We start from the raw sequence: 18,552 nt of genomic DNA on the forward strand, positions 1-18,552 counted from the left end.
GTGTAAATATGAGTAAATCTAATAATATTACTTGGCATGACTCTGAAATAACAAAGGAAGAACGACAACAACAAAACGGTCATAAGAGTGCAGTGATTTGGTTTACAGGATTATCGGTTTCCGGTAAATCGACGGTTTCCGTTGCGTTAGAGAAAGTACTATTTAATCTAGGTAAGTAAACATACCGTTTAGATGGCGACAATATACGTCACGAGTTAAATAAGAATCTTGGTTTTAGTCCTGAAGATCGTTCGGAAAATATTCGACGTATTGGAGAAGTAGCTAAACTGATGGTCGATGCAGGCGCGTTGACTATTACTGCTTTCATTTCTCCCTATAAAGAAGATCGTGATAATGTTAGAGTACTTTTTAAAGAAGATGAATTTATAGAAGTCTACACGAAGTGTAGTGTTGAAGAATGTGAGAAAAGAGACCCTAAAGGTTTATATAAAAAGGCAAGAGCAGGAGAGATACCTGAATTTACAGGTATTAGTGCACCATATGAAGCGCCTGAACATCCTGAAATTGTTATAGGTACTGAAAATCAGACCATTGATCAGTCAGTTGAACAAATTATTCAATATCTTAAAAGTCATCAATATCTCTAGTATTTAATGTAGAACGTGTGTAGCTTTTGAAGTTGCACACTTTTTTTGCGTTATACATTTATTTTTTTCTTATAAATTGTCAGATAAATTACAATCTATGAAATAGCTATATTGAATATCACACTTTAAAAATTATCATCACAGTATTTTAGTTAATGTCATAAATTCAGTTGTTTTTTACAAGCTACGTCACATTATTATGATTCATTTACAAAGTATTAACATTCCCCAAAAAAGGTTGTGTATCTGTTAGAGTGAGTCTTGTCGTTAATTAACGAGAAAAAACTAAAGTAAGTTTAAGATTCAATTGAAGGTAGCCACGAGATAGTTAAAAGTTTTATTCACTATTAGGAGGATATTAATTATGAAAAAGATCGCTACAGCTACAATCGCTACAGCAGGTATCGCAACTTTAGGATTTATGCAACATGATGCAGATGCAGCAGAAAATAATAATGGATATAACCCTAACGATCCATATTCTTATAGCTACACTTATACAATCGATCAACAAGGTAATTATCATTACCAATGGCAAGGTAACTGGAGTCCAGACCAAGCTCAACAAGGATATAATTATTCATATGGTAACCAAGGGACTCAAAACTATCGTTCATATCACAATTACAACACAAACAATAATTATCAAAATCAATTATATACATCAAACAACAACCGCGGTGGCTTAAGTGCAAGTTACTCAACTTCAGACAGAAATGTTAAGGTTACTACGCAATCTGCACCATCTACAAAAGCTAAAAGTCAATCTTCAGTAGCATTCTCAGGTCAAGCGTCTTCAGGTTCAAACCTATATACTTCAGGTCAATGTACATATTATGTATATGACAAAGTTGGCGGTAAAATTGGTTCAACTTGGGGTAATGCAAATAACTGGGCTAACGCAGCTACAAAAGATGGCTACACTGTAAATAATACACCTAAAAAAGGTGCAGTGATGCAAACTTCACAAGGTGCATTTGGACACGTTGCTTACGTTGAAAGTGTTAGTAGCAATGGTTCAGTTAAAGTATCTGAAATGAACTATAATGGTGGTCCTGGTGTTGTATCAACACGTACAATTTCAGCAAGCCAAGCTAAATCATATAACTATATCTCATAATTAGATGAGTATGTTATGTCACGAATCGGTATATGTTCGTGACTTTTTTTATCTTTTTATAGACTTGCTAACTACATAAAATAAGATAGTTATTAGCTATACTGTGATTGAAATGCTATAGAAAAGGGAACATACATACTAAGAGAGAAAAGTATTAATGAACTCTTAACAGAGTGACTTAAAGGATGGTGACAAATAATGGCATTTAATATTTGGATGTGGATTTTGCTCGCATTAATTATCATCGTAACCATTGCAGTTATACTCATATTAACCGTAGGATCTGTTTTAGAAGAGCGGTCTTACGATCATCGTTCTGAAACTGAAAAACGGCAAAATACAGAAAAAAATCTTGAAATGGCAAACGATCACACAGATGAAGATGATGAAGTTGATTCTATCGTTAATAATCAACCTAAAGAAATGAAGTCCCATATTAAGAAAAAGAACTTACAAGATGCTCATAGCCATGATTATCATGTCACTCATGATGATTCTAAGTAACATATTTAAATTAATAATAGACAACCTTTAACCCTTAATGTTTGAAAAGACAGTTAAGGGTTTTTATATTGTTTACAACAATATGCATAAAATACATAGAGTTCACTAAACGTTAAAAATCTTTATGACATTTTAGTTAACGACATGCTTATTCATTGTAATACTATATATAGTGTTTTATTTTAAAATTAGATACTATATATAGCGAAGGGTGATGAAATGACTACTTTAGAAACATCGATAACACGATTAATAACGAAAGATCCAACGATATTAAACGAAAACGCAAATAAAGATAGTAATACATTTTCAACAATGAGAGATTTAACTGCAGGTACGGTATCTAGATCATATGCACTTGAACATTTACTTCCTAAGAATGTTGCGCAAGCACATCAATCTGGAGATATTCATTTTCATGATTTAGATTATCATCCATTTCAGCCATTGACGAATTGTTGTTTAATAGATGCTAAAGATATGTTAGAACAAGGATTTGAAATTGGAAATGCTCATGTAACAACTCCAAAATCAATTCAAACAGCGTCAGCTCAACTTGTACAAATTATTGCTAATGTTTCTAGTAGCCAGTACGGTGGATGTACTGTAGACCGCGTAGATGAATTGCTTAGTACATATGCAAAAATTAACGAACAACATCATAGAGAAATGGCCAAAGCATTCGTTCAAACTGACAAACTTGAAGAATACGTTGATACACAAGTGACAAAAGATATTGGTGATGCCATTGAGAGTTTAGAGTACGAAATTAATACACTTTATACATCAAATGGGCAGACACCATTCGTTACATTAGGATTAGGGCTTGGTACAGATAAATTGAGTCGTAAAATCCAACAAGCTATTTTACATACAAGAATTAAAGGTCTAGGTAAAGAACGTATGACTGCGATTTTCCCTAAACTTGTTTTTTCAATAAAAAAAGGGGTTAACTTTAGTCCGGAAGATCCTAATTATGATATTAAGCAACTTGCATTAGAATGTTCAACTAAACGTATGTATCCAGATATTTTAAATTATAATAAGCTTGTTGAACTTTTAGGTGATTTTAAAGCGCCGATGGGTTGTCGTTCGTTTTTACCTAGTTGGATGAATAATGATGGAGAATTTGAAAATAATGGTCGTTGTAATCTTGGCGTTGTAACTTTGAATGTACCGAGAATTGCTATTGAATCAAATGGAGACATGGAACAATTCTGGAATATTTTTGAACAACGAATGGAATTAATGCACGACGCTTTAGTTTATCGTATAGAAAGACTTTGTGATGCTATTCCAGATAATGCGCCAATTCTTTATAAAAGTGGGGCATTTAAAAATAAACTTGATTCAGAAGATAAGGTGGAATCTTTATTTACAAATCAACGTGCTACGATTTCAATGGGGTATATAGGATTGTATGAAGCAGCAACAATGTTTTATGGTCCAGATTGGGAACAAAATCCAGAAGCTAAAACATTCACATTAGATATTTTAAGAGAAATGAAACAGTATCAAGTCGCATGGACCAAACAATATGATATTTGGTTTAGTATATACAGTACTCCGAGTGAATCATTGACGGATAGATTTTGTCGTTTGGATAAAGAACGTTTTGGTGCTATCCCAGATATTACAGATAAAGGCTACTACCAAAGTTCATTCCACTATGATGTACGCAAGGATGTAACGCCATTCGAGAAATTAGACTTTGAAAAGGATTATCCATATTATGCAAGTGGCGGATTCATACATTATTGTGAATATCCAAAGTTAAATCACAATTTAAAAGCCTTAGAAGCGGTTTGGGATTATTCTTACGATAAGGTTGGCTATCTAGGTACAAATATTCCTATTGACCATTGTTATCGTTGTGATTACGATGGTGACTTTGAAACAACTGCTAATGGATATAGATGTCCACATTGTGGCAATGCAGATCCTAAAACAGTTGATGTCGTTAAACGTACGTGTGGCTATCTAGGCAATCCAGTTCAAAGACCTGTAATAGAAGGTCGTCAAAAAGAAATTTGTGCCAGAGTAAAACATATGAAGGAACCTCGTTCATGAGTATTTTAGAAATTAAGAAGGGGCAAAACCATATCGCTAAAATTGAAAGTCAAAGTTTTGTTGATGGCGAAGGGGTACGATGTAGCGTGTATGTTTCAGGCTGTCCTTTTCAGTGTGAAAAATGTTATAACGTCAAAGCACAAAACTTTAAATATGGAGCGTCGTTTCAAGAGGAAATGATTAAAGAAATCTTAGGTAATTGTGCACCTTCATATATCGCTGGTTTAAGTATTTTAGGCGGAGAACCATTTTGTAATTTAACCATTACTCTTAAATTAGCGCATACGTTTAGACAGCGTTTTGGACATAGTAAGACGCTTTGGATATGGACAGGATTTTTATATGAATATTTAAAAAATCAAACCGATGAACGTAAGGAATTATTAAATCTAACTGATGTGTTAGTAGACGGCATGTTTATACATCATTTATATCGTCCTAACCTTCCATATAAAGGATCACTTAACCAACGAGTGATTAATGTAAGGGACTCTTTACAACAAAATCATCTTATCGAATATGTATCCTGAGAATAAATAAGAATAGATGTTGCATTTTTAACTGTCGACAAGGTTAATCACCTTGTGAGCAGTTTTTTCGCTATACTGTATGGGGTTAAAAAAGATAGCAATCATTATGATATATTAAGCGTAGATGAATCGTTACTTTTAGAAATTAAATAAATCTCCAAGTAGCGAATTTAAAGCCTCACTACTTTTTTAAAAATTATGAATGAAATGTATCAATTTGAAGACTGAAAAGTGACAATAGTTAAACATTGTAAAAAGTATAATAAATAATATTCCACGTATATATATACTTTTTACATCTTTAAGTGATAATGGTAAAAAATTGATTGGTAAAAGTAAGGAGATCCTTTCATGTTATTGTTTATCATAGAAATCATCATTATGATTCTAACGATATTATTAGGACTAAGAACAGCTGGAGCACTTGGATGTGGGATTTTCGCCATCGTAGCTCAGCTTATTATGATATTTGTTTTCCAATTACCTCCAGGTTCAGCCCCTGTTACGGCAGTATTAATCATCCTATCCATCGGCATTGCAGGTGGTACTTTACAAGCCACTGGTGGTATCGATTATTTAGTTTATATCGCATCTCGTGTGATTGAACGTTTTCCAAAATCGATTATATTTATTGCACCAATGATTGTGTTTTTATTTGTTTTTGGAATCGGTACAGCTAATATTGCGTTGTCATTGGAACCTATTATTGCTAAAACTGCGCAAAAAGCCCGTATTCAACCTAAACGTGCATTAACAGCATCAGTGTTAACAGCTAATTTAGCTTTATTATGTAGTCCCGCTGCTTCAGCTACAGCTTACATTATTTCAGTACTAGCCGGTTATGAGATTTCAATGGGCAAATATTTAAGTATTGTGTTGCCAACTGCATTGATTAGCATGGTCATGCTTAGCGTTTTTTGTACATTTGTTGGACGGAAAGAGAAGGTATACGATGAATCTGAGCGATTAGTCCAGATGCCAGAAGTAGAAATTGAAAATGAATTTTCTACGAAAGTCAAACTGGGCGTAATGGCATTTATCTTATGTGTATTAGGTATTTTAACTTTTGGAATTTTTCCAAACCTAATGCCTCAATTTAATGTTGGGAGCAAGGTTGTTAAAGTTGAGATGACAGAAATTGTACAATTCTTTATGTATTTAAGTGCTGCGGTTAATCTATTATTAATCAAAATTAATACATCGGATATTTTATCATCCAATATTACGCAATCAGCAATGGGGGCTTTATTCGCAGTTCTTGGTCCAGGTTGGTTAGGTGCGACAATTTTTAATGCGCCACATAATCTAAAAATATTAAAAACCGATATTGGCCATATTGTAAGTGAAGTTCCGTGGTTAGTCATTATATTAGTTTCTGTTGTAGCGATGATTGTTATTTCACAAACTGCCACTGCCTCAATTATGGTTCCTATCGTTATGAGTATTGGTATTCTGCCTATTTATTTTGTAGCGATGGTACAGACTTTGAATGTGAATTTTGTCATACCCGCTCAACCTACCTTATTATTTGCAGTAGAATTAGACGAAACAGGACGCACTAGACCGACAAGCTTTATTATTCCTGGTTTCTTTGTAATAACAGTGTCAGTTATTACTGGATTTATTATTAAAACCATTCTAGGTTACTAGCATATTTATAAATTTAATTAAAATCACCATGTGTTTGGTATTGCAGTTGTCAACTTTACTTTTAAAGTTATGGCTTGCAACCAAAAACAGGTGGTTTTTTAAAATGAATTTGATATTTCAATTTTAAAAATGAGTGTCTTAAGCTTACAGCAATGTTGAAATCTAAAGAGGGTATTATATAACTTTTTGGAAATACATAAATATTCTATATTTATGTATAAAAATCCAATCGCAATTCAATGTAAAGTTCGTTCATTTTGTTAAATTTTAATTTAACACTATTGTCATGGCAATTTTAGATGTATATCTAATTGTCTTAAATTATATAAATATTCACTTATGACTTCTAAAATATTTGTATGGAATTTGCATTATTATTAAAAGTTCGTTATTGTCATTTTTGTGAATCAATAAAAATTGAACGTAATACAACAAAAAGATTCATAAAAAATAATATTAGGGGGATCACATTTGAAAAAGGAAAAAGTTATGGACTGGATGACTTTCATAGGCGTGGTCATTGTGTTACTTTTTGCCGTTATACCTATGATGGTTTTTCCAAAAGCAAGTGAAACAATCATTACTGATATTAATAGTGCCATTACTAATTCAATTGGTTCGATTTACTTATTTATGGGGCTAGCAATATTTTGTTTCGTACTATACATAGCATTTGGTAAGTATGGGAATGTCACTTTAGGAAGAGCGAGTGACAAACCTGAGTTTAATAATTTTACATGGGCAGCTATGTTATTTTGTGCTGGTATCGGTTCAGATATTTTATATTGGGGTGTGATTGAATGGGCATTCTATTATCAAGTACCTCCTAATGGAGCGAAGGCAATGTCTGATGAAGCACTTCAATACGCGACCCAATATGGGATGTTCCATTGGGGACCAATTGCCTGGGCAATATATGTACTTCCAGCATTACCAATTGGTTACTTAGTCTTTGTTAAGAAGAAGCCGATTTATAAAATTAGTCAAGCTTGTCGTCCAATCTTAAAGGGACAAACAGATAAGTTATTAGGTAAAATTGTCGATATCTTATTTATCTTTGGATTATTAGGTGGTGCAGCAACGTCACTTGCATTAGGTGTACCAATGATTTCAGCAGGTATCGAAAAATTAACTGGTTTAGACGGCTCTAACATGGTTTTACGTTCAATCATTTTATTAACAATAACAGTTATTTTTGCAATCAGTTCTTACACTGGTTTGAAAAAAGGTATCCAAAAATTAAGTGACGTTAACGTGTGGTTATCATTCTTATTATTAGCGTTTGTATTTATTGTTGGACCTACTGTGTTTATTATGGAAACAACAGTGACTGCATTCGGTAACATGTTAAGAGATTTCTTCCATATGGCGACATGGATGGAACCTTTTGGAGGCATTCACGGACGTAAAGAAACTAACTTCCCTCAAGACTGGACTATCTTCTATTGGTCATGGTGGTTAGTCTATGCACCATTTATAGGATTATTTATTGCTCGTATTTCAAAAGGTCGTACACTTAAAGAGGTTGTTTTAGGTACAATTTGCTATGGTACGCTAGGATGTGTATTGTTCTTCGGAATTTTTGGTAACTATGCCGTTTACTTACAAATTACAGGACAGTTTAACGTTGTTAATTACTTAAATAGTCATGGTACCGAGGCAACAATTATAGAAGTGATGCATCAGTTACCATTCCCAACGATTACAATTATTTTATTCTTAATTTCAGCATTTTTATTCCTAGCAACAACATTTGATTCTGGTTCATATATTTTAGCAGCTGCTTCACAGAAAAAAGTAATTGGTGAACCTTTAAGAGCTAATCGCTTATTTTGGGCATTTGCATTATGTTTATTGCCATTTTCTCTTATGCTAGTAGGAGGAGAAAGAGCATTAGAGGTATTGAAAACAGCATCTCTGTTAGCTAGTGTACCTTTAATTATCATTTTTACATTAATGATGATATCGTTCTTAATCATTCTTGGACGAGATAGAATTAAACTGCAAAAACGTGCGGATAAATTAAAAGAAGTAGAGAGACGTTCCTTGAGAATAGTGCAGGTTAAAGAAGAACCTGAAGATGATAATTTATAGTCTTTAAAATGAAAAGCCAAGAGAATATAAGGTAAAATACGTTGCATCTCTTGGCTTTTTTCATATCTTTAGTTATTGTTATTGTTTTGTTCAGGGATAGGGAAATAATCAAATATTTCACCAGATTCTAAAGCATCGCTAAGTTGTGCAAGCCATTCGTAGTAAACTTTTGAATGTTCTAGCTGAGACTTAACATTTAACGCTTGCTCTTTTGTTTCATTGTCTAAATGATCTTTATCGAGGAATGGTTGGATAATCTTTTCAGCATCTTTTATTGCTTCCATATTCGTATCAATTTCACGTTCCCATTTGCGCGTGAAGAAGTTACGGAAAAACGTAAAGAAGTTTTTTTCAGCAATAAAATGTTGTTTACGACTGCCGCGTGTAAATTGTTGCTTAACGATATCATATTCTTGAAGTTTTTTGACACCTGAACTCATACTTGGTTTACTCATTTGAAGCTGTTGGCGCATTTCATCTAGTGTCATACTACCTTCGAACACCATTATGCCATACAAATTTCCTACGCTGCGATTAATACCGTATAAATCCATAGTTTCACCAATTGAATTAATCACTAAATCTTTAGCTTCTTCGATTTGGTGCGTGTCGTTTTTATTACGTGTCATCACTGCACCTCCAATTCTATAATTTCTTTTTATCGGTTCTTTGACAAATCAAATGTCTCAGAAAAATACATACGCCAATCATTATAAGACCTTTTATGAAAAAAAGAAAATTAATGTTCTAATTTTAAAAATTAAAATAAAGATGTTTGATACAAGTTGATATGACGACATGTATTTTACAAATATATTTAAAGAAATTGACACTTTTTCAACACCTATGATAACATAACTTTGTAAAATTCGTTAAATAAAAATTTAACAAACTTAACGGAGGTCGTTTGATGGAACTTGTAGATAAATTATCAAATCGTCAATTTATTGATGGAGAATGGGTTGAAAGTTCAAATAAAAATACAAGAGATATTATAAATCCTTACAATCAAGAAACTATCTTTTCTGTAGCGGAAGGTACAAAAGAGGATGTTGAAAGAGCGATTTTAGCTGCAAGAAGATCATTTGAAGAAGGCGAATGGTCACAAGAAACAAGTGAAGTTAGAGGTAAAAAAGTTAGAGCTATAGCAGATAAAATTAAAGAAAACCGTGAAGAGTTAGCTCAGTTAGAAACATTAGACACTGGTAAAACACTTGAAGAATCATATGCAGACATGGACGACATTCATAATGTATTTATGTATTTCGCAGGTTTAGCTGACAAAGACGGTGGCGAAGTAATTAATTCACCAATTCCAAATGCAGAAAGTAAAGTGGTTAAAGAGCCAGTAGGTGTTGTCACTCAAATTACGCCATGGAATTATCCTTTGTTACAAGCATCTTGGAAGATTGCACCTGCACTAGCAACAGGTTGCTCATTGGTGATGAAACCCAGTGAAATCACACCATTAACTACAATTCGTATATTTGAACTAATGGAAGAAGTTGGTTTCCCTAAAGGAACAATCAATCTTGTTCTGGGTGCTGGTTCAGAAGTTGGCGATGTGATGTCCGGTCATGAAGAGGTAGATTTAGTGTCATTTACAGGCGGTATCGAAACAGGAAAACATATTATGAAACAAGCAGCTGATCATGTGACTGATGTTGCATTAGAATTAGGCGGTAAAAATCCTAACATTATTTTTGATGATGCAGACTTTGAATTAGCAGTAGATCAAGCGCTTAATGGAGGATACTTCCATGCTGGTCAAGTATGTTCAGCTGGTTCAAGAATCTTAGTTCATAATGATATTAAAGATAAATTTGAACAGGCTCTCATAGCCCGCGTCAACAAAATCAAACTTGGTAATGGTTTTGATAAAGAAACTGAAATGGGACCAGTCATTTCAACTGCTCATCGTGATAAAATTGAAAGCTATATGGAAATTGCTAAAAAGGATGGCGCAACTATCGCAATTGGTGGTAAACGACCTGAACGAGAAGACTTACAAGCAGGTTTATTCTTTGAACCGACTGTAATTACAGATTGTGATACGTCTATGCGTATTGTTCAAGAAGAAGTCTTCGGACCAGTAGTTACAGTTGAAGGTTTCTCAAATGAAGAAGAAGCGATTCGCTTAGCAAATGATTCAATTTATGGGTTAGCAGGTGCTGTGTTCTCTAAAGATATCGGTAAAGCACAACGTGTTGCAAATCAATTGAAACTTGGTACAGTTTGGATTAATGATTTTCATCCTTATTTCGCTCAAGCGCCATGGGGAGGCTATAAACAATCTGGTATCGGTAGAGAACTTGGTAAAGAAGGCTTAGAAGAGTACTTAGTGACTAAGCATATTCTTACAAATACTAACCCTGAACCAGTTAATTGGTTTAGTAAGTAAGTGAAATTAAATAATTAAATTTAATTTTTAATAATAAAAATCAAACATGCACGTGGACGCTATATAAAAGCGCTCACTTACATATGTAAAACCTTTTAAGAAAGAGATGTTAACAAACAAAGAAAACAAATCAATTTTTGGAGGTCTTTAACAATGAGAAGAAAACGTGATTCATACGATTATGTCATTATAGGTGGCGGTAGTGCTGGTTCTGTACTTGGTGCACGTCTATCTGAAGATAAAGATAAAAATGTATTAGTTTTAGAAGCTGGACGTAGTGACTATTTTTGGGATTTATTTATTCAAATGCCAGCAGCATTAATGTTCCCTTCTGGTAACCCATTCTATGACTGGAGATATCAAACTGAAGAAGAACCTCATATGGGACGTAAAGTTGATCACGCGAGAGGTAAAGTATTAGGTGGTTCTAGTTCTATCAACGGTATGATTTATCAAAGAGGTAACCCAATGGATTATGAAGGCTGGGCAGAGCCAGAAGGTATGGATACTTGGGACTTTGCGCATTGTCTACCTTATTTTAAAAAGTTAGAAACAACTTATGGTGCAACACCTTATGATAAAGTTAGAGGTCACGATGGTCCTATTAAATTAAAACGTGGACCAGCAACTAATCCATTATTTAAATCTTTCTTTAATGCAGGTGTAGAAGCGGGCTATCATAAAACACCAGACGTTAATGGATATAGACAAGAAGGCTTTGGTCCATTTGATAGCCAAGTTTACCATGGTCGCCGTATGTCAGCATCAAGAGCATATTTACGCCCGGCTATGAGACGTAGAAATTTAGAAGTTGAAACACGTGCTTTCGTAACTAAATTGAACTTTGACGACGATAATAGTAAAAAAGTAACAGGTGTAACGTTTAAGAAAAATGGTAAAGAACATACTGTTCAAGCTAAAGAAGTTATTCTTTCAGGTGGTGCGTTTAATACACCTCAACTATTACAATTATCTGGTATTGGTGATTCAGAATTCTTAAAATCTAAAGGTATTGAACCACGTATGCATTTACCAGGTGTGGGGGAAAACTTCGAAGACCATTTAGAAGTTTATATCCAACATAAATGTAAACAACCTGTATCTTTACAACCAAGTTTAGATGTAAAACGTATGCCGTTGATTGGTTTACAATGGATTTTTGCACGTAAAGGTGCGGCAGCTTCTAACCATTTTGAAGGTGGCGCATTTGTAAGATCTAATGATGAAGTAGATTATCCAAACTTGATGTTCCATTTCTTACCAATTGCTGTACGTTATGATGGTCAAAAAGCACCAGTTGCTCATGGTTATCAAGTACACGTAGGACCTATGTACTCTAATTCAAGAGGTAGCTTAAAGATTAAATCTAAAGATCCATTCGAAAAGCCAAGTATTGTATTTAATTATTTATCAACTAAAGAAGACGAACGTGAATGGGTGGAAGCAATCAGAGTAGCACGCAATATTCTTAAACAAAAAGCTATGGATCCATTTAATGGTGGAGAAATTTCACCTGGACCTGAAGTACAAACAGATGAAGAAATCTTAGATTGGGTAAGAAAAGACGGTGAAACCGCATTACATCCGTCATGTAGCGCGAAAATGGGATCTTCTTCAGATCCTATGGCCGTTGTAGACCCATTAACAATGAAGGTTCACGGTATGGAAAATTTACGTGTCGTAGATGCTTCTGCAATGCCAAGAACAACAAATGGTAATATCCATGCTCCTATTCTTATGTTAGCTGAGAAAGCAGCTGATATTATTCGTGGAAGAAAACCACTTGAACCTCAATATGTTGATTATTATAAACATGGCATTGATGATGAAAAAGCAGGCGCAATGGAAGATGATCCATTCTACCAATATTAAAGCTTTTCTTAGCTAGGTAGAGAAGAGAATTTTCACTTAAAAAACTACTAGAATTCTCTTGAATCATAGTATTTGCTTATTTAATATGTTAAAGCAAACGTCTATAAATAAGCTTCATTAGTATCAAGAAATGAAACTAAAGATGATAAAAGTCTCAGAAAGATTTAAAGTATCATATCTTTCTGAGATTTTTTTAGTTATTATTTAAAATCATTGAGTTAAAATTCAATAAAAAATTTTAAGTATAATATAATTACATAAGACGTTGTACAACATGAATCTTTAAGAAGTATCTATAATAATCTTGAAGAGAGGATAATGATGAATCAAGATTTAATCCAACGATTACGTGAAAAAGAACAAAAGATGATCGAAATCAGGCGTTATCTACATGAACACCCAGAATTATCGTTTCATGAAATAACAACGCCTCAATACATTGCGGAATTTTATCAACATAAAGATTGTGATGTTGAGACAAATGTTGGACCCAATGGAGTTAAAGTAACGATAGATAGTGGTAATCCAGGAAAGACGATAGCAATACGTGCAGACTTTGATGCTTTGCCAATTCAAGAACAAACAGGTTTACCATTTGCTTCTATGAATGAAGGAGTCATGCATGCGTGTGGACATGATGCGCATACTGCTTATATGCTAATTCTTGGAGAAAGTTTAATTGAAATGAAAGATCAGTTACAAGGTAAAGTGGTTATCATACATCAACCAGCTGAAGAAATGCCTCTGGGTGGTGCCCAAGGTATGATTAAAGATGGAGTGTTAGAAGGTGTGGATTATGTATTAGGTTGTACATGTGATGAGTACTATGGAAGCAGGAAAAGTTTTTTACCGTCAAGGATTTGTTCAAACAGGACGTGTTTATTTTAAACTTGTTGTAAAAGGTAAAGGAAGACATGGTTCTTCTCCACACATGGCCAATGATGCTATTGTAGCGGGTACACATTTCGTCACGACCGCACAAACAATTGTCTCTAGACGTTTAAGTCCGTTTGAGACAGGAGTAGTAACAATAGGTTCTAGGGACAATTTAATGTCATTAAAGATCAAATAGAGATAGAAGGTGATGTACGTGCGCTCTTAGATGCCACTAGAGATATGATTCAAAATGAACTTAATCGTATTGTTAAAGGATTGGAAACAACGTTTGGTGTTATATGTGAGTTTGAATTTAAAAAAGATTATCCAGCATTATATAATGACCCTGAATTTACGTCATATGTAGCTGAAACAATTAAAAATGCTAAATTAGAAGGTATAAAAGGTGTAGAAATATGTGACCCTCAGCCTCCATCAGAAGATTTTGCATTTTATGCAACATAATTACCAAGTAAATTTATCTATGCGGGTGCTGCTCCGAAAGAAGGACCAATTTATCCTCCTCCTCATCCTAAATTTAATATTAGTGAATCTTCAATGCTTGTAGCGGCAGAGGCAGTAGGTACAGTTGTCTTAGACTATTTAAAATAAAGGAGTATTAATCATCAATGAATCAACAACATGAATATAAAGGTACCAATATTTTATTAAGTGGAATCGTATTAGCTGTTATCACTTTTTGGCTTTTTGCTAATTCTTTGCTTAACGTCATTCCAACGTTGCAAACTTCTTTTGGTGGCCATTTAGGAACTGTGAGTATTGCGGTAAGTCTAACCGCTCTTTTTTGTGGAATGTTTGTTGTAGGAGCAGGTAGTATAGCCGATAACTTTGGCAGAGTACGAATAACTTTAATAGGTCTTTGGTTAAATATACTAGGATCTTTACTCATTATAAGTACAAGCTTTATTGCTTTATTATTATTAGGTAGGGCAATTCAAGGTTTGTTTGCAGCTTTCATTATGCCATCAACACTGTCTTTAATTAAAACGTATTATTATGAATAAAGACCGACAACGTGCCCTAAGTTTTTGGTCAATTGGCTCATGGGGTGGTTCTGGCTTTTCTTCAATTTTTGGAGGTGTAATCGCCACTTTTATAGGTTGGCAATGGATATTTATTTTTTCTATAATTGTTTCTTTGATATCTATTATACTTATTAAAGGAATACCAGAATCAAGAAATATTAGACCAACTAAAGATCGATTTGATAATTTAGGTCTCGTTTTATTAGTAGTCATATTACTAAGTTTAAATATTATTATCACGCAAACTGCACAATTAGGTTTATTTTCAGAAGAGATTGTGTCACTAGGTATTGTTTTCGTACTATTATTAATTATATTTTTAATCGTTGAACATAAAGTGATGCAACCACTGATTGATTTTTCGCTTTTTAGAAATAGATTATATAGTAAGTAGTGCGACATTTGCTAATTTTTTAATTAATACTGTCGCTGGAACGCTACTTGTGACAAATACATTTGTACAGCAAGGCTTAGGATTAAGTTCGTTTGAGACAGGCTTATTATCCATCACTTATTTAATAGCAATCTTAACAATGATACGTGTCAGCGAAAAAATTTTACAAGAGTTTGGACCAAGAACGCCTATGTTAATAGGAACTTTAACTACATCAGTGGGAATTTGTCTTATGTCTATCACCTTTTTATCAACACCTTTTTATATCGCATTATGTATTATTGGTTATTTATTATTTGGTTTAGAATTATGTTTATTTGCAACGCCATCAACGGATACAGTGATTAGTCACTCACCGACAGAGAAGGTAGGAGTTGCAGCAGGTCTTTATAAAATGGCCTCCTCTATAGGAGGGGCAATGGGTATTGCACTTTCAGGAGCAATTTACGGCATCTTTTCAACCCTCTTTGACATAAAAATGAGGGAGATGATAGGGTTGTGGTTTAATTCAATAATGGCTTTTAATGCTTGCTTTATAGTCTGGTTAACATTACCACGCACAAACAAGCATTCATTATAAATTTAAATTACTTTTTGATAATTGCAAATAAAATTAAATGAATACTTATTGGTTTGATTTTTATTTAAACATTCATAATAGTATGTGTTTATATTAATTTGAAGAGGTGGTAATGTGAGTTTTTATGATTTTATACAAAACTTCATTGGTGATCAAACACCTCTAGGCGAATTGGCTTCATGGATTAATCAAGATATTAATTTTCCAATATACGAAACAGTTACAGATAATGTACTTAACTATTTCAATCAATTATCATGTTTTGATCATGAACGTATAGAAATTGTTAAACGCTCACTATCACTTTATGAGCAGAGTAGAATTTAGCACAATTATTTTGAAGTGAAATGAAGGAATGACTTATGTTAATTAATAATATTTATAAAACATATATTATAGAAGAAACTGATGACATGTTTATGATCGAGAAGAATAATGATAAGCAATATTATGGAGTATTAGAGTCTATAGGTCTATTATCTAATCATGCATTCTGCGTGTTGAACCATCTCTTTGTCAATGAAGGACATGAAGAAGTTTTCGAGGAACGTTTTTTAAAGAGAAATAAACATTTGCATGAAGTAGCTGGTTTTAGAGCTTTAAGATTTTTAAGACCTAAAGAGGAAGGCAGACATTATATTATCATCACATTGTGGGATGAACGCCAAGCATTTTATGATTGGCAAACGTCTAAAGCTTATGCTCAAACCCATAAGAAATGTGGCACGGAAAAAGGTGTTGATCATAGCATTGTTAATAGAGAATTATCTTACAATATAAGAATTGAACTAAAGCAACTTAACCATCAAGTTAATCATAACTAAATATTTTAAATTCAGTCTTACACATTGAAATAAATTGTAAGGGTAGGATTTCTTATTTCAAATAACTCTATACTATTATTTAGAAAATCAACGCAATAAGTACAATCCATTTGATTGATGAAACAGTTCTGATAGTATGAATATGTATGCGAATTGAAAGGAAGTACAATTATGAAAAAATCAGATTTACTCGCTCCAGAGAAATATAATATCGTTTCCGAAATAGAAAAATATGCTTCAGATTCTAATAAGAAAGCGATTATTTATAGAGACAATGAGCACGATAATATTTCTGTAAGTTATCAAGAGCTTATTAAAAATGCGAATAAAGTTGGGAATGTTTTCTTAAAATACGGTCTAAAAAAAGGCGACAAGGTGTTAATTATGATGCCTCGTGCAATTACTACATATGAGTTATATATTGTGGCATTAAAGCTCGGCATTGCTATTATCCCAAGTTCGGAAATGTTACGTACGAAAGACTTACAATATAGAATTATTCATGGGGAAATTAATGGAGTGATAGCATTTCATTTGCTTACAAAAGAATTTGAAGATGTTAAAGAATACGACCAGCTAACGAAGTTTATCGTGGCAGGACATCAAGATGGCTGGATTCTGTTGAAGATGAAAAGAATGGTTCAAGTGATGCACTAGAAGGTGTTGAAACATCACGAGATGATTTAGCGATTTTATCTTATACTTCAGGGACTACAGGGAACCCGAAAGCTGTTACACATTCTCATGGTTGGGGATATGCTCACTTACAAATGGCACCGAAACATTGGTTATGCATTGAACAAGATGATTTAGTGTGAGCAACAGCTGCTCCAGGTTGGCAAAAATGGGTATGGAGTCCATTCTTATCTATTCTCGGTACAGGTGCGACAGCATTTGTTTACAATAGGTGTTTCCAACCAGAAACGTATCTTGAGTTATTCAAGATTACCAAATTAATGTTTTACGTTGTACACCAACAGAGTACCGTATGATGGCAAAATTGAGTCATCTATAAGATTATAATTTGGAACATTTACACAGTCCAGTTTCTGCAGGTGAACCATTAAATCGTGAAGTTGTTGAACAATTTAAACGTAACTTTAATTTAATGGTAAGAGACGGTTATGGTCAAACTGAGAGTACCTTACTTATTGGTTTTTTAAAGGGAACTAAACCACGTCCAGGTTCAATGGGTAAAGGAATTCCTGGTAGCTTCGTTACGATTATAGATGACGATGGAAATGAAGTTAAAGCTAATGTGAAAGGAAATATTGCTGTTCCTTTAGATTTGCCGGTATTATTTAGAGGTTATTATAAGGATAAAGCACGTACGAATGCTGCTTCAGCTGGTAATTATTATGTAACTGGTGACTTAGCTCATCAAGATGAGGATGGTTATTTCTGGTTCGAAGGTCGATGTGATGACATTATTATTAGTTCAGGTTATACAATTAGGTCGTTCGAAGTAGAAGACGCATTGACTAATCATCCTGCTGTCAAAGAATGTGCAGTTGTCGCAAGTCCATATGAAATCCGAGGTAATATCGTTAAAGCTTTTATTATTTTACAGAATGATTTTGAAGCGAGCAATCAATTAATTAAAGAGTTACAAACGTTTTGTAAAAATGAGGTCGCACCATATAAATATCCTCGAGCAATTGAGTTTGTAGAAGATTTACCAAAAACGAATTCAGGTAAAATTCGTCGCGTAGAATTACGTGATGCAGAATTTGAAAAATATAATCGTCAACATTAAGTTTAATGTATGGTTGAGAGTAGGTTGAAATGTTTAAATTTCAATCTACTCTTTTTTTGACATATTAAAAATAATCATAGTTTAATTCTTGAGTCTTAATACATGGTTTGCTTAATTAAGAAGAAATAAAAGCTTAAGAATTTTAAAAATTTGGCTTTTTGACATGATTTCGAATATAAAAATGAAACCCCTTTCTCAAATATGTTGTAATCATATCATTATTATGA

Annotated in this window: 14 protein-coding genes and 3 pseudogenes; 16 read left to right on the plus strand and 1 reads right to left on the minus strand. The window is 33.5% G+C overall.

Features of this window, described 5'->3' with window-relative positions:
* Positions 1 to 8: 8 nt before the first annotated feature.
* From cysC to DYE57_RS01495, 7 genes and pseudogenes are all read left to right on the plus strand, one after another.
* A pseudogene (gene cysC, locus DYE57_RS01465) lies at positions 9 to 608 on the plus strand (adenylyl-sulfate kinase).
* Between the two features lie 364 nt (positions 609 to 972).
* A complete protein-coding gene (locus DYE57_RS01470) occupies positions 973 to 1,728 on the plus strand; it encodes a CHAP domain-containing protein (protein WP_115312604.1) in 756 nt (251 codons plus the stop codon).
* Positions 1,729 to 1,926: 198 nt separating this feature from the next.
* Complete coding sequence (locus tag DYE57_RS01475; protein ID WP_115312605.1) at positions 1,927 to 2,232, plus strand: hypothetical protein; 306 nt, start codon at positions 1,927 to 1,929, stop codon at positions 2,230 to 2,232.
* Between the two features lie 219 nt (positions 2,233 to 2,451).
* Positions 2,452 to 4,302: an anaerobic ribonucleoside-triphosphate reductase gene (gene nrdD, locus DYE57_RS01480; RefSeq protein WP_115312606.1), complete on the plus strand. Its 1,851-nt coding sequence runs from the start codon at positions 2,452 to 2,454 to the stop codon at positions 4,300 to 4,302.
* A complete protein-coding gene (gene nrdG, locus DYE57_RS01485; protein WP_115312607.1) occupies positions 4,299 to 4,832 on the plus strand; it encodes an anaerobic ribonucleoside-triphosphate reductase activating protein in 534 nt (177 codons plus the stop codon). The genes nrdD and nrdG overlap by 4 nt, the downstream gene beginning before the upstream one ends.
* Before the next feature lie 351 nt (positions 4,833 to 5,183).
* Positions 5,184 to 6,482: an anaerobic C4-dicarboxylate transporter family protein gene (locus DYE57_RS01490; RefSeq protein WP_115312608.1), complete on the plus strand. Its 1,299-nt coding sequence runs from the start codon at positions 5,184 to 5,186 to the stop codon at positions 6,480 to 6,482.
* A gap of 471 nt (positions 6,483 to 6,953) precedes the next feature.
* Positions 6,954 to 8,576 carry a BCCT family transporter gene (locus DYE57_RS01495; protein WP_115312609.1) on the plus strand — a complete coding sequence of 541 codons (1,623 nt, stop codon included), beginning with the start codon at positions 6,954 to 6,956 and terminating at the stop codon, positions 8,574 to 8,576.
* 68 nt (positions 8,577 to 8,644) lie between these two features.
* On the opposite strand, the gene cudC is transcribed toward DYE57_RS01495, so the two are convergent.
* Positions 8,645 to 9,205, minus strand: coding sequence for a choline uptake/conversion transcriptional regulator CudC (cudC, locus tag DYE57_RS01500; protein ID WP_165417835.1), 561 nt, complete (start codon positions 9,203 to 9,205; stop codon positions 8,645 to 8,647).
* Between the two features lie 281 nt (positions 9,206 to 9,486).
* Between cudC and betB the strand changes: the two genes are divergently transcribed.
* From betB to mbcS, 9 genes and pseudogenes are all read left to right on the plus strand, one after another.
* The gene (gene betB, locus DYE57_RS01505; protein ID WP_115312611.1) at positions 9,487 to 10,977 is read left to right on the plus strand and encodes a betaine-aldehyde dehydrogenase; all 1,491 of its coding nucleotides are present in this window, start codon (positions 9,487 to 9,489) and stop codon (positions 10,975 to 10,977) included.
* Between the two features lie 153 nt (positions 10,978 to 11,130).
* Complete coding sequence (gene betA, locus DYE57_RS01510) at positions 11,131 to 12,849, plus strand: choline dehydrogenase (RefSeq protein WP_115312612.1); 1,719 nt, start codon at positions 11,131 to 11,133, stop codon at positions 12,847 to 12,849.
* Positions 12,850 to 13,170: 321 nt separating this feature from the next.
* Positions 13,171 to 13,737 (plus strand): amidohydrolase, encoded by a 567-nt coding sequence (locus DYE57_RS12580; RefSeq protein ID WP_274380056.1) that lies wholly within the window; start codon positions 13,171 to 13,173, stop codon positions 13,735 to 13,737.
* On the plus strand, positions 13,676 to 13,921 hold the full coding sequence (locus DYE57_RS12585) for a hypothetical protein (protein WP_274380057.1): 246 nt from the start codon (positions 13,676 to 13,678) through the stop codon (positions 13,919 to 13,921). Before DYE57_RS12580 ends, DYE57_RS12585 begins: the two co-directional genes overlap by 62 nt.
* Positions 13,922 to 13,965: 44 nt before the next feature.
* Positions 13,966 to 14,190 (plus strand): hypothetical protein, encoded by a 225-nt coding sequence (locus tag DYE57_RS12590; RefSeq protein ID WP_274380058.1) that lies wholly within the window; start codon positions 13,966 to 13,968, stop codon positions 14,188 to 14,190.
* 164 nt (positions 14,191 to 14,354) lie between these two features.
* Positions 14,355 to 15,745: pseudogene (locus DYE57_RS01520) on the plus strand (MFS transporter).
* 114 nt (positions 15,746 to 15,859) lie between these two features.
* A complete protein-coding gene (locus tag DYE57_RS01525) occupies positions 15,860 to 16,072 on the plus strand; it encodes a sterile alpha motif-like domain-containing protein (protein WP_115312613.1) in 213 nt (70 codons plus the stop codon).
* Between the two features lie 35 nt (positions 16,073 to 16,107).
* A complete protein-coding gene (locus DYE57_RS01530; RefSeq protein WP_115312614.1) occupies positions 16,108 to 16,569 on the plus strand; it encodes an antibiotic biosynthesis monooxygenase family protein in 462 nt (153 codons plus the stop codon).
* Between the two features lie 171 nt (positions 16,570 to 16,740).
* A pseudogene (mbcS, locus tag DYE57_RS01535) lies at positions 16,741 to 18,325 on the plus strand (acyl-CoA synthetase MbcS).
* The last annotated feature ends 227 nt before the right edge of the window (positions 18,326 to 18,552 follow it).

The organism is Staphylococcus saccharolyticus (assembly GCF_900458815.1).
Classification (GTDB): Bacteria; Bacillota; Bacilli; order Staphylococcales; family Staphylococcaceae; genus Staphylococcus; species Staphylococcus saccharolyticus.